The 14,655-nt window shown below is 41.3% G+C and carries 4 protein-coding genes and 3 pseudogenes; 3 read left to right on the forward strand and 4 right to left on the reverse strand.

Annotated elements, in window-relative coordinates; genetic code table 11:
- Positions 1-23 precede the first annotated feature (23 nt).
- From DXA05_RS19950 to DXA05_RS19970, 4 genes and pseudogenes are all read right to left on the reverse strand, one after another.
- The gene (locus DXA05_RS19950; RefSeq protein WP_128859540.1) at positions 24-1,514 is read right to left on the reverse strand and encodes a RagB/SusD family nutrient uptake outer membrane protein; all 1,491 of its coding nucleotides are present in this window, start codon (positions 1,512-1,514) and stop codon (positions 24-26) included.
- Between the two features lie 15 nt (positions 1,515-1,529).
- Entirely contained in the window at positions 1,530-4,529 is a 3,000-nt protein-coding gene (locus DXA05_RS19955) for a TonB-dependent receptor (protein ID WP_117512489.1), read from the reverse strand.
- Between the two features lie 212 nt (positions 4,530-4,741).
- Positions 4,742-6,391 carry a DUF6377 domain-containing protein gene (locus tag DXA05_RS19960; RefSeq protein ID WP_004298604.1) on the reverse strand — a complete coding sequence of 550 codons (1,650 nt, stop codon included), beginning with the start codon at positions 6,389-6,391 and terminating at the stop codon, positions 4,742-4,744.
- A gap of 188 nt (positions 6,392-6,579) precedes the next feature.
- A pseudogene (locus tag DXA05_RS19970) lies at positions 6,580-7,071 on the reverse strand (Fic family protein); the annotation flags it as partial.
- 1 nt (position 7,072) lies between these two features.
- Between DXA05_RS19970 and DXA05_RS19975 the strand changes: the two are divergent.
- From DXA05_RS19975 to DXA05_RS19985, 3 genes and pseudogenes are all read left to right on the forward strand, one after another.
- A pseudogene (locus DXA05_RS19975) lies at positions 7,073-9,439 on the forward strand (zinc-dependent metalloprotease); the annotation flags it as partial.
- A 30-nt stretch (positions 9,440-9,469) separates the two neighbouring features.
- Positions 9,470-12,813 (forward strand): annotated as a pseudogene (locus tag DXA05_RS19980) (SusC/RagA family TonB-linked outer membrane protein).
- Between the two features lie 10 nt (positions 12,814-12,823).
- On the forward strand, positions 12,824-14,161 hold the full coding sequence (locus DXA05_RS19985) for a RagB/SusD family nutrient uptake outer membrane protein (protein ID WP_004304248.1): 1,338 nt from the start codon (positions 12,824-12,826) through the stop codon (positions 14,159-14,161).
- Positions 14,162-14,655 lie beyond the last annotated feature (494 nt).

The following is a 14,655-nucleotide window of genomic DNA, read 5'->3' on the forward strand; positions in this document are numbered from 1 at the left end:
TAAATGAATGATTATAAAACGGATTAATAACCGGGATTTTGAGTCATCAGGTGATTGGAGTCCATCTCCGTCTGCGGAATAGGCAACAGGAGACGTTCTTTGGTCACATTATTCTTACCGATAGATTTCAGGAATGTCAATGCATAATTTCCATTATCAACCCGGATCATATCGAACCAGCGATGTCCCTCAAAAGCAAGTTCCATCCGACGTTCGTGAATAATCTTTTCTCTCATTTCGGTCTGCGTCAGAGTAGTCGGCAGCTCTGTCAGTCCGGCACGCTTACGAACGATATTCAATGGTTCGGCAGCCTGATCCGGATGTCCCTGCTCATTCAAAGCTTCCGCTTTCTTCAGTAAGACATCCGCATAACGGTATACTACAAAGTTGTTGGGGTTGGTATTATACTCCGGAGAGACGGTTTTCGACACAAGGAACTTACGTACGTTATAACCCGTATTCGACCAGGAACGTCTGTATTCCATACCGTCAAAAGCAGGACAACCCTGATACAACACAGTGATGTCTTTCCGCAAATCACCGTCTTCGTATTGCTTGAAGAACTCTTCCGTAGGCAGGTTCCATCCATAAGCACCGGCTACCATACCCGAATTACGAGGCCCCATGAAGGTAGACAGCCAGGATGACTGGTTATCACCGCCCCAGAAGTCATATTCCGTACTACCGGAGTATTGCACTTCGAAGAGAGATTCTGCACCATTATTGATCGTAGCATTAAAGTTATCGGCATAATTGCATTGAGTCAGATCATATCCCATTGCAGCAATGTTATTGCACAAGGTCACTACTTCATTGTAATAGTCACGATGATTAGGAGCCAGTGTCAGGTAAATATCCGCCAGCATAGCCATTGCAGCCTCTTTGCAGGCACGTCCCCTGTTGGCATCTCCATAACTGCTTTTCGGAGGAAGCATAGTCACTGCATTCTTGCAGTCGGAAAGGATTTGAGCATATACCTCATCTACCGTATTACGGGCAATATCCGCAGATTCTCCCGGTTCAAACGGTTCCAAGCGCAAAGGCACCCCTCCGTACAAACGAACCAGAATATAATAATAATGTGCACGCAGGAAATAAGCCTCACCCATGCACCGGGTCTTTATCTCATCGGAGATAGATGCTGAAGGCAGATTGGAAAGCACGATGTTGCAACGTCCGATCCCAACCCACGGAGAACGCCATACATACAAAGCAAAGCCGTTGTCGCTCTGGGCTATGAAGTTGGAAGCCTGAACAGTCTCCAAACCGTCAGTACCTCCTCCGGCTCCTACTTCACTGTTGCCTGCGATGATGTCGAGGCTCCAAATACGCTGGTTATACATATTAGATGACTGAAGAGTCTTGTAGCAGGCAGTAGTCAATGCCACAGCAATCTCGTTCGTCACTTCCGATTCGGGATCGACGCCATATTTGGGATATTTATCCAAGAAATCGTTGCACGATGTCAATGCCAGCACGGCAGACATAAATACCAAAGTTATTATCTTTTTCATATTCTTTCTCCTGATTTAAAAGTTAAAGTTCAAGCCCATACTGAAGGTACGTGAAATCGGGTAACGGCTGCTGTCGATGCCATTAATATCAACTTCCGGGTCGAAGCCGGAATATCCGGTGATAGTTGCCACATTCTCGCAAGAGAAAGAGATGCGGGCATTTTCCAGTTGAATCTTTTGCATCCACTTTTTGGGCAGTGTATACGAAAGCGTGATGTTCTTCAGACGGAGATAGGAACCGTTTTCCACAAACCTGTCGGATACACGGCAGTTCTGGTTCGGGTCTCCCCAAATGGCGCGGGGCATAGAGTTGCTGGTTCCTTCACCCGTCCAGCGGTTCAATACGGCTGTGGTCTGGTTGTAAGCGGCTGCCATTCCTTCGTTGTCAACATTGTTGGCGTTATAAATCTTGTTTCCCGATACGCCTTGCAGGAAAACGGAGAGTTCCCATCCCTTATAAGAGAAATTATTGCTTAAAGAGAAGAACCAGTTCGGATTCGGGTTACCGATAACGGTACGGTCTTCATCGTTGATGACTCCATCGTTATTCAAATCCCGGAAACGGATATCCCCCGGAGCGGCTCCCGGTTGGGTGGCGTGGCGGTTTACTTCCTCCCAGTTTTGGAAAAGCCCGTCGGTCACGTATCCGTAGAATACATTGATCGGATAACCGGCTCTAAGCATAGTCACGTATGAGTTACCCATCTGATTGATAAACATCGGAGTTTCGCTGTTCAGGTCCAGAATTTCATTCTTGTTATAGGTAGCCGTTAAAGCAGATTCCCAAGAAAAAAGACCTTTCAGGTTGATGGTGCGCAGGGTCATTTCCACCCCTTTGTTGCGCATCTTGCCGGCATTGGTAAAGGTTTCAGTAGTATCTTCAAAACCGGAGGTGATAGGGATGGAAGCTTTCACCAACATGTCTGCCGTCTTTTTGATGTAGGCATCCAGCGAAAGGTTGACACGTGAATTGAACAGGCTCATATCCACACCGAAGTTGGTCTGGCGTACTTCTTCCCAATGAATATTCGGATTGGAAAGGGTGGTAGATACCAAAGCGGTGGAGTTGTTGTTGCCGAAAGGATAGACTCCTGTATTATAGGAAGCCACAAAACCGTAGTTACCAATTTCCTGATTACCGGTCACACCGTATCCGATACGCAGTTTGAGGTCATTCACCGGAGAGTTGTCTTTCGGGAACCATTCTTCCTGCGAAATACGCCATGCCAGAGAAACGGAAGGGAATGTTCCCCAACGGTTGTTCTTACCGAAGCGGGAAGAACCGTCACGGCGCACAGTGGCTGTAAGCAGGTATTTATCTTCGTAAGAATAGTTGAGACGTGCCATCAGAGAAAGCAGTGCCCAGTCGCTCTGGCTGCCACCGATGCTGTACATCTTCTCGCCGTTGTCCATCTCATGGATATTATCAAACATGAAGATATTCTTTTGAGCATTCAGGTAATCATAGTTGTTCCACTGGGCGGAAGAACCTGCCATCACCCCTACACGATGTTTTTGGGCGAAAGTATGGTCGAATACAAAATAATTATCCCACAGGTAGGTAAATGATTTGTTGTCACTCTTATAGCGGGAAGATTCTTCTACCGGATTCGGTTTCCAGTCGTAAGCCGGAGTAAAGTTGTCTACAAACCAGAATTTGGCGTCATAACCGAAGGTGCTTTTCAACTTCAACCATTTGGTAAAGGCAATCTCTCCGGTGATATTTGCCAGAAAGTTATATCCTTTCGTCTCGTTCGTCATCATGTACAACGTACCGATCGGATTGCGGACACTTCCATACCATTGCGCTTCCTGTCCGGGACCGCTCCAGCTACCGTCTTCATTCTTCACCGGCTGGGTGGGGAGTGCTTTCATCGCATCTCCGATGCTGTAAGTTCCTCCTTCTTTCACGTCCGTACTGAATGTCAGATTAGTAGTGAACTTCAACCATTTATTGACCTGGGCATCACTATTTGCCTGAAAGTTGAAACGACGGTAATTAACGCTTTCCACGATACCGGACTGGTCGAGGAAACCACCGGATACATAGTAATGTGCCTTTTCCGTACCACCGGAATAGCTAACCGAATAACTTTGTTTCACTCCCGTACGTAGCATCTCATCCAGCCAGTTCGTTCCTGTTCCCAATAAAGAAGGGTCTGCCCAATAAGGGTTTGTATTATCATCATTATTAGACAGCATATCATTGCTCAAAGCGGCATATTGCGCAGCATTCAGCATATCGGGTACTTTAGTAGCGTTCTGAATAGCCCAGTTTGCGTTTACCGTTACTTTTCCGGCACCTTCGGCACCACGTTTGCTGGTAATCATCACCACACCGTTGGCACCACGCGAACCATAGATAGCTGTTGCCGAAGCATCTTTCAATACGTCTACCCGTTCCACATCAGCCATATTTAAGGAAGACAATCCCAAGTCGGTAGGAATTCCGTCAATGACAATCAGCGGGTTACTGTTATTGATCGTACCCAAACCACGGATTTTAATGGTGACATTATCACCCGGCTTACCGGCATCGATTATCTGCACGCCGGATACTTTTCCCTGCATTGCCTGACCGATATTAGCTACCGGAGAGTCTTTGATGTCCTTCACTCCGACAGAAGATACGGCACCAGTCAAATCGCTCTTTTTCATTGTTCCGTAACCTACTACAACAACTTCGTCCAATACTTCCGTATCTTCCTGCAAGGTTACTTTCAACGAGTTTTTCCCGTTCACCGGAACAGTCTGCGTTTTATAGCCGACAAAAGAGATAGTCAGCGTGCTGTTAGCCGGAACGCTTAATGAGAAATTACCGTCTACATCGGTTATCGTACCATTCGTTGTACGTCCTTCCACCACACTGGCACCGATCACCGGTTCACCTGTGGCATCTACTACATGTCCTTTTATTGAAATCTGTTGTGCGAATGCACTAAGAGATAGGAACAAGCCCCACATTATTAATAAGAGGCGGCGTTCAAAGCCTTTCGACTTCATACTCTGTTTCATGTACATTAATTTAAAGTTAATATTAGGGTTACTTTTGTTTTCGTTCTCTGTGTCATTGCTGAAATGACCGTGAAACAAAAGTATCCACATTTCATACTGCTTCTTTGAGCAGATAGCAAAAATATAGTGATTTACACAGTATCTCACAGCATAAACCACTAAATATAAGAACGTTATAAAATAGAAGTCAGACTAAAAAAGTAGTGGTTTTCTTATTCTTCCACCTTCCCTATTTGCATTACTTTAGTCTCAAATTCATCTCTTTCTCCCAAAGCTTTGTTACGGACACGGGTCCGGTAATTATAAATGGTAGTCACGGAATAACGGAGGAATTGCGCTATCTTGGTACTGTCCGTAATCCCCAGCCGGATAAGGGCAAAGATACGGAGTTCGGTGTTCAACAGTTCTCCCGGTTTGGGTTGCATGGGTTCTGTGAGCAGCGCATTAAATTCCTCCACAAAATTGGGGAAGAGTTGCAGGAAAGTCATGTCGAAGTTTGCATAAAACTCTTTCAGTTCTTCGTCAAGGAATTGAGAAGATTTAATGGCTTTATATAGTTCTTCCACTCTTCCGGCAGCAGCAATTTTATTCAGGGAACGACGGTATAAATCCATCTTGTCGAGATAGGTGGAGCATTGATCCATGTATCGGCCGATATATTCCTCCTTGATATAATTGGCTTCCGAAAGCGTATGGTTCATCTCTTTCAGTTGCGAGTTAGAATCGTGAAGTTCTTCGTTCAGTTCTTGCAACAACGTATTGGTATCAACCACTTCGCGACGTGCGGCAGCAACCTTTTTCATCTGCTTGTAAACGAAGAAAATGGCAACCAACAAAAATACGGAAAGCAAACTGATACAAATCAATGATACTTTCATCTCCTGTTGCTGCCGTTTGGTTTTCAATTGGTAAGCCTGGTCAATGATAGGAAAGACTTGCGAGATTTCTAACGTACGAAGGCGGGCATTACAAAGAGTGGCATCCTCTAAGGAGCATTTCAGGTAATTGTAAGCACGGTCAATATCCCCTTCATCGTAGACAAGGGAAGCGAGTTTGCGCAAAGATACATATTCCTTTACCGCCGATTTCAGGTCGGCAATGGCCGAAAGGGCCAGGTAATGTTTTTGCCCCTGCTTGTCGCCTTTCAACCGGTAACCCTCGGAGAGAGTATAAGTAAGCATTGCTTTTGAATGGTCATCCAAAGAAGGTTTGTTGTAATATTCCATCAGCATACGGATGGCTTCATCGTATTGAGCATGTACGATGCACTTATCCGCCATCACCAATACGTGTCCCAAAGAGTCGGAAGCGTTGACCTGCAGAAGAGAGTCACGATACAGATCCGTCATTCGATAATACTCTTTCTTGACTTTCTCCGTAACGGCATAATCTCCCATCAATCCATAAATAGTGCGATACAGATGATAATAGTAACCATAGAGATAATCGGGCAGCGTTTTCTTATCAATCTGCCCCAATAGTTCCAACGCTTCTTTATACATTCCGGTAGTTCCCATCACTTCCGCCATATTCATGGCAGCATCATCCAGATAATCCAGTTTATCCATGCGATGCGCCAGTTCCTCTTTCCGTTGAGCATAGACAAAAGACGAATCCAGATTATAAGCCCGGTATTCATCGAAAAGACGTCCGCAAAAACCATATCGTTGTTCATCGGAAGTAGCCTCCGCCAACAATTTCTTCAGGTCAGCGATACGCGCCTCCTTTTCCGCTCCATAGGTCTGACGATTTTTAATGATACCATCAATCTCACGAAGTAACGCATCGGTACTCTTATTATCTTTTGCATAAAGCAGACCGGAAAGGACGATTGTCACAAAAATCAGAATCACTTTTTTCATAGTGCCGTATGTATTATAGTTGCAAAGATAAAAGTCTTTCAGAAACTTCCGGCTTTCAGGAGAAAATTACTGCAGACGGAATGAACAATCTTGTATTAAAACAGGAAGCATTACAAATTTATTATGAACATAATTTTTATATTTATAATAATGTTATCGTTGGAACAACCATCAATATACAGATAAATTCAAAAGTATGTATTCACAGCAAATTCAAACTGTTCTATAAATATTTTCTTAAATGGATATATATTATTTTGTTCATAGAAAACTAACATAGCTTTCTTATAGTCGATAGAATCAACTGAACGAAATGATAAAGGACAATAACCGTTGGCTATAAGTATTGCATTACTTGTTATACGGGCAGTACGTTTATTACCATCAGCAAATGGCTGAATGTAAGATAACAGAACTAAAGCTAGGAAAGCTTTATCAAAGATACTCTGCTTATTATTAATTAATTGACAAGTGTCTTCCATAGCTTCTCTTATTTGATATTCATTATCAAGTGGACGATAATTCGTACCCGTAATACCAACACGCCGAGAACGAATATGACGCTCAACTCCCAGTTCTTTAATAAGGATACTATGAATGTCTTCAATCTTTCTTATTGATAAATACTGAAGATAATCAGGATTATCTAAAATAAAATCAAGAGCTTCCTTGTGATTTAGTGACTTATTAGTTGTCAATAAGCTGCAACGAGTTCCTGCCGAACTTAATGATGCGGGCGTAAACCGCGGAGTAAACTATGAAAACCAGATGGTTTGCATGGAATGGGACAAAGCGACGGGCAAACTAATGTTACGCCAACAACGTCCATTACCTCTGGCCCCCCAAACGGACGCTATCTTCCGTTCGGTAAAGGATAATTTTATCTCTCCGCTGATTGCCGCATTCAAGATCGAAGCAGTCAATGCAGATTCTACGGCATTAGTAATCAAGGTGAATGATATTTATGATGGTACGGAAACCAGTATCAATAACGTATTTACCAATATTAATCTGGGTACTTCGGCTATCAAGAATTTATCACGTATTCTATCCATCAAATCCTTTTCAAACAATGTCGTGGCAACTTCCGAGTTGACTACCCGGGTAACGGAAGGTACTACTACTGTTTATGTAACGGTGGAAGTTAGTTCTTCTATTCTCTTATTGCCCGAGAAGCCGATGATGGGACGATTCGACAATCAGAAGGTCGGTTATTTCACGAATCCGTTATTAAGTTTCAGTGATGCGCAGCAGCGTACGGATAAGACACAGTATATCACCCGCTGGCGTATGGAACCCAAACCGGAAGATCGGGAGGCTTATCTGAAAGGTCAGATGGTGGAACCTGCCAAACCGATTGTCTTCTACATTGATAATTCAACTCCTTACCAATGGCGTTCGTACATTAAGAAAGGTATCGAGGACTGGCAGATTGCCTTTGAAAAGGCTGGTTTCAAGAATGCGATTATCGCCAAAGAAATCACGGACAGTATGCATGTAGACATGGATGATGTCAACTACTCCGTACTGACTTATGCTGCTTCGGAAAAGAAAAATGCAATGGGACCTTCTCTGTTAGATCCCCGTTCCGGAGAAATCCTGGAAGCTGATATTATGTGGTGGCACAATGTGCTTTCTATGGTACGTGAATGGATTACTGTCCAGACCGGAACAGTGTGTCCGGAAGCACGTAATGTACAATTGCCTGATGCTTTGATGGGAGATGCCATTCGATTCGTCGCCTGTCATGAGGTAGGCCACTCTTTAGGACTCCGCCACAATATGATGGGTTCATGGGCTTTCCCGACAGATTCATTACGTTCCGAAGCATTCACTTCCAGAATGAACTCAACCGCTTCATCCATCATGGATTATGCACGATTCAATTATATCGCACAGCCTGGAGATGGCGTGAAAGTTCTTTCTCCGCATATCGGTCCATACGATATGTTTGCTATCGAATATGGATATCGTTGGTACGGAAAGAGTACTCCGGAAGAAGAAAAGGATATTTTATTCGATTTCTTGAGCAAACATACTGATCGGCTTTATAAATATAGTGAAGCACAGGATGTCCGCGATGCGGTAGATCCACGTGCACAGAACGAAGATTTAGGTGATGATCCGGTTCGCTCTTCTTTACTTGGCATTGAGAATCTGAAACGTATCGTTCCACAAATTCTTCAATGGACTACTACCGGTGAGAAGGGACAAACTTATGAAGAAGCATCTCGCCTCTACTACGCTGTAATCAACCAATGGAACAACTATTTATATCATGTCCTTGCCAATATTGGTGGCATCTACATTGAAAATACAATTGTAGGAGACGGCGTTAAAACTTATACATTCGTAGAGAAAGAGAAACAACAAGCTTCACTGAAATTTCTGATGGATGAAGTTTTGACATACCCTAAATGGCTGTTTGACACGGAAGTGGGGCAATATACTTATCTACTTCGCAATACCCCCATCGGAAAACAGGAAAATGCTCCTACACAAATCTTAAAGAACGCCCAAGCCTATATCCTTTGGGATTTACTTGGCAATACTCGTTTGATGCGTATGATAGAGAATGAATCTGTCAACGGAAAGAAGGCCTTTACAGTAGTGGAACTTATGGACGGACTTCATAAGAACATTTTCGGTGTTACCGAACGCGGTGGTATCCCTAATGTTATGGAACGTTCTTTGCAGAAAAACTTCCTCGATGCATTACTTACAGCCGCTGCAGAACCTGAAGCCGTTAAAATCAACAAGAAGATTGCCAACGAGCATTTCTTGCTTGACCACGCTACTCCTTTCTGTAGCTGTTACGCTGCCGAACAACGTGCACTTCGTCAGGAAGACCGGATGGGTGCTCCACGTGTGCTCAATTTCTATGGCAGCCAGCTCAACCGTATTTCAGATGCTATCTCTGTGAAACGCGGTGAATTACTACGTATCAAGAAGTTGTTGCAGAACCGTCTCGGAACTTCCGATACTGCTGCACGCTATCATTATGAGGACATGATTCTGCGTATTAATACTGCTTTAGGAATCAAATAAAACCACTTATTACTTTAACTATCTACATTAATGAGAAAAAAATACTTGTGCATTCTTATATGCCTCTTTGCAAATGCGCTGGCCTTTGCCAGCGCTGCTAATCGTACAATCACCGGAGTCGTTATATCCGGTGAAGATAATGAACCTCTGATCGGCGCTTCCGTATATGTTAACGCAGATGACTTAAAAAAGGCCGGAGCATCACAGACTTCTCTAGGTACTATCACTGATATGGATGGTAAATTCTCCATTTCCATTCCGGAAAAGGTGACTAGGTTACATTGTAGTTATATCGGATTTGAAGAACAAGACATCGTTTTGCAAGCAGGAAAAGATACTTATCGTATTGTACTTCAAGCTTCTGCACACACATTGGGAGACGTCGTAGTAACCGGTTATCAAGAACTGGAACGTCGTAAACTGACTGCTGCCATTGCCAAAGTAGATGTAACAGATGGAATGGTAGGTGCTGCAAAAAGTATCGACCAGGCATTAGCGGGACAAATCGCCGGTGTGGCTGTAACGACAACTTCCGGTGCACCGGGAGCTCCAGCACGTATTCGTATTCGTGGCACGGCTTCACTGAATGGAACACAAGACCCGTTGTGGGTATTGGATGGGATACCTTTGGAAGGGACTGATATTCCAGAAATCAACAAAGATAACGATAATGACATCGTAAATATGTCACAATCTTCTATCGCAGGTTTAAGTCCAAACGACATTGAAAGCATTACGATATTAAAAGATGCAGCTGCTACTGCTATCTATGGTGCACGTGCTGCAAATGGCGTAATTGTGGTAACAACCAAAAGAGGAAAAACCGGAAAACCTGTTATTAACTTCAATACTAAATTGACTTATACTCCAAATCTCAATACTTCACGACTCAACTTACTAAACTCGGAAGAGAAAGTCGATTTGGAACTTCAATTGTTAAAAGAAGCACGGTTTGACATATTATGGGGATTAACAGATCCGATACCGGTATTTCCTGAAAAAGGAAAAGTTGCTGCTATCATGAAACAATATAACTTAATAGACATCTATAAAGAACAGGGGTGGAACGGACTGACACCTGAAGCCCAAAATGCTATAAACAAACTGAAAACAATCAATACAGACTGGAATGATATATTATTCAGAGATGCTTTCACGCAAGAATATAACTTTAGCATTTCCGGTGGTAGCGAAAAGGTTACTTATTACAACTCACTTGGTTATGTCAAAGAAAACGGAAATGTACCAGGTGTAAGCATGAGCCGTTTTAATCTGACCAGTAAAACGTCTTACCAAATCAACAAAATATTAAAAATTGGAATGTCTATTTTTGCCAACAGACGCAAGAATAACACATTTATGACTGATACTTACGGACTTATTAACCCTATATATTATTCACGTATCGCCAACCCTTACTTTGCTCCGTTTGACGAACAAGGAAACTACCTTTACGATTACGACGTAGTCAGAAGTAATGAAACAGATGAAAAGCAAGGCTTTAATATATTCGAAGAACGAGCAAACACCAATAAAGAATCTGTCACCACAGCCATCAATTCTATCTTTGATGTTCAGCTACGTTTTAACGATCAGTGGAAAGTTTATTCACAGATTGGTGTGCAATGGGATCAATTGTCGCAAGAAGAATATGCCGGGATAAATTCATATAATATTAGGAATATACGTGAAACCAATAAATATTGGAAAAATGGTGTACAAACCTATCTTATACCAGAAGGAGGCATGCTTAAAACAACTAATAGTACAACCTCACAACTCACATGGAAAATCCAAGGAGAATACAAAAACACATTTGGGATATACATGATATACAAATAATGGCTGGTTCGGAAATTCGCAAAAACTGGGCAGACAACCAAGCCTCAACCGGATACGGATATGATCCCAAGAAACTAACATTCCAGAATCTCATATTTAAAGATGAAGCACAAGCCAATGATTGGAATCTAAAAACTAAATCGTACAAGGAAAACGCTTTTGCTTCTTTCTTTGCCAATGGTTCATATACTTTAATGAATCGTTATACATTGGGAGGAAGTGTGCGCATGGATGGTTCTGATTTATTCGGAGTAGATAAGAAATACCGTTTCTTACCAATCTATTCGGTAAGTGGTCTATGGCGTTTATCAAATGAGTCGTTCATTAGACAATACAAATGGGTTGATAATTTAGCTCTTCGCCTTTCTTATGGCTTACAAGGAAATATTGATAAGGGAACCTCTCCATTCCTAGTCGGAAAATATGATAATGTGAATATTTTACCAGGTTACAGTGAAGAAAATATTATTATCAATAGTGCTCCCAACAGTAAATTACGCTGGGAAAAAACAGCATCTTACAATCTAGGAATAGATTTTTCTGTACTCAATCAAGCCATCAATCTTAGTGTAGATTACTACTATAGAAAAGGAACAGACTTAATTGGTTCTAAAGCATTAGCTTTAGAAAATGGATTCACTAATATGTCTATAAACTGGGCTAGTATGGAAAATAAAGGTGTAGAAATAAACCTGCAGACACGTAATATCACCACTAAACTTCTCTTGGTACACTACTTTCAACTTCGCATATAATCAAAATAAAGTACTAAAAGTACTTACAGATAAAAGCCAAGTGACTCCTAGTCTGGAAGGATATCCCGTAGGTGCAATCTTTGCACTAAAAACAAAAGGTATAAATCCTGATACAGGACAAATCTATCTTGAGAATAAAGAGGGAAAAGCTGTCACTGTAGAAGAGTTATTCAGAATGACATCGAATGAAGATGGTCTTGGCACTTACCAAATAGGACCAAGTACTGAAGAACAAAGAGACTTTTACAGCTATGTTGGAACGTCAGATGCTCCTACACGGGCGGTTTTCTAAATACGTTCAATTACCGAAATTGGGAACTGAATCTGAATTTTTCATATAATTTTGGAGCACACGTAAAAACAACTCCAAGTTATAATGTATCTGACTTAGACCCAGGGCGCAATATGAATAGAGACATACTGGATAGATGGACACCGGAAAATACAACAGGAAAGTTCCCTGCATTAGCAACGTACAATTACAATCCGGCCGACTACTACTTGTTCAGTACTCGAAATGACATTTACAGATCACTGGATATCTGGGTAAAAAAGCTAAGCTTTGTACGTCTACAAAATATACGTCTTGCTTACCGGGTTCCATCCGAATGGCTTCATAAACTAAGTATCGGCGGAGCAACTGTAGGATTAGAGGCTCGTAACCTATTCGTTATCAGCTCTAATTATGATAATTATATGGATCCGGAATCAATGGGCAACCTATACTCTACCCCAGTTCCCAAATCCATTACCTTCAATCTAAGTCTTAACTTTTAAAAAATATATTATGACAAAGAAAATATATTATATATTCACATTAATAGGAAGCCTGTTATTATCTTCCTGTGATAGTTATTTGGACATACAACCAGTAGGCCAAGTAATTCCCAATACGCTAGCTGAATACAGAGCTTTATTCACAACAGCTTACAATACAGCACTCAATGACAGAGGAATATGCGAAATCAGAACAGATATCGCAACCATATTACAGTCTGATGCCACTTCCAAAAATTCTTTAGGAGATGTTGAAAAATGGAATGATGTTAATCCGAATGCAAGTACGAGACAATTTGGATGGGCGGCCTATTATACCAATATCTATTATGCCAACGCAATCATCGATAAAAAAGATGAAATATCAGAAGGAAGCCAAGAAGATATTAATCAATTAGTTGGAGAAGCTTACCTCATGAGAGCATATATGCATTTCATATTGGTCAATCTTTATGGACAACCTTATACAGCTACCGGAGCATTAGAAACCAAAGCAGTTCCTCTAAAACTCAATACTGATTTAGAAGAAATACCATCAAGAAATACTGTAAAGGAAATATATACCTCTATTTTATCTGATATAGAAACAGCACGGAAACTGATTAATAAAAAAGAATGGGAAATTCAATATTCATACCGTTTTTCAACATTATCAGTAGATGCTATGGAATCACGGGTATATTTATACATGGGTGAATGGAGCAAATCTTATGAAGCTTCGGAACGTGTATTAGCCGGAAAATCGACATTGGTAAACCTAAATGATGAAGGAGGCAAACTTCCTAATGAATTTACATCTGTAGAAATGATCACTGCCTATGAAGTTTTTCCAAATAGCGATTATGCCGGATCACTCTTACTTTACCCTTCATTTTTACAAGAATATGAGGAAGGAAAAGATCTACGTCCAAACAAGTATTATCAAGCAAATAAAAATGGAAATTATACTTCCATCAAAAGTGGTGAATCTAAATTCAAATGTACTTTCCGCACCGGAGAGCTTTATTTAAATTCAGCAGAAGCTGCTGCACATTTAAATAAATTACCTGAAGCACGTACCCGGCTCTTGAAACTAATAGAGAATCGTTATACATCAGAAGGTTATGAGCAGAAAAAGAATGAAATAAATGCGATGAGCCAAGAAAAGCTAGTCACAGAAATTCTGAAAGAACGTGCTCGCGAGCTTGCTTTTGAAGGCCATCGTTGGTTTGATTTACGCCGAACTACCCGACCGGAAATCAAAAAAGAAATTGAAGATGTAACCTACACACTTGTACAAGATGATTCCCGTTACACATTGCGTATTCCACAAGATGCAATTGATGCTAATCCCGGACTTTTAAACTAATAACCAAGCATTTTTCATAGAAACAAACCGCCTGACATCATAGACTAAAAAGCTCCCTTTACCTAAAGCGTAAAAGGAGCTTTTTTTAATCTATCTATTAGCCATTTCTCATTTTGTACACCTACCTCATTCACCATTAAATCTTTATCCCCTAAAAGCATTGTTCTTTAACAAGAAATCCGTATCTTTGTAGCGACTTATTACGATTAATAACGTAGAAGCGTTTAGAATATTATCTCTATTCAGAATCTGGTAAATTCTTTAATTGGGGAGATAATGGCAACTAAGCGTTCACGTCTTTGTTATATGCAAGGGCGTGGACTCTGTTGTTCATTTCCCAATAGGTTTACCAGAGCCTTGAATAGAATGAACTAACGACGTCCACGTATTCTATGCTAATATCCTAATCTCTTATTCCGTTTAACAATAAATTAACTTCTCGTTCTTTTTCCTTTCTATAACTTCTCGTTCTTCATAATATTTGTATGTATTTT

This window comes from Bacteroides sp. AM54-2NS, assembly GCF_003602935.1.
GTDB classification, from domain to species: Bacteria; Bacteroidota; Bacteroidia; order Bacteroidales; family Bacteroidaceae; genus Bacteroides; species Bacteroides xylanisolvens.

What these genes read in the sequence shown, in the direction of transcription:
- DXA05_RS19950 (WP_128859540.1), bottom strand. Translation starts at nt 1,514, where the DNA reads ATGAAAAAGATAATAACTTTGGTATTTATGTCTGCCGTGCTGGCATTG.
- DXA05_RS19955 (WP_117512489.1), bottom strand. Translation starts at nt 4,529, where the DNA reads ATGAAACAGAGTATGAAGTCGAAAGGCTTTGAACGCCGCCTCTTATTA.
- DXA05_RS19960 (WP_004298604.1), bottom strand. Translation starts at nt 6,391, where the DNA reads ATGAAAAAAGTGATTCTGATTTTTGTGACAATCGTCCTTTCCGGTCTG.
- DXA05_RS19985 (WP_004304248.1), top strand. Translation starts at nt 12,824, where the DNA reads ATGACAAAGAAAATATATTATATATTCACATTAATAGGAAGCCTGTTA.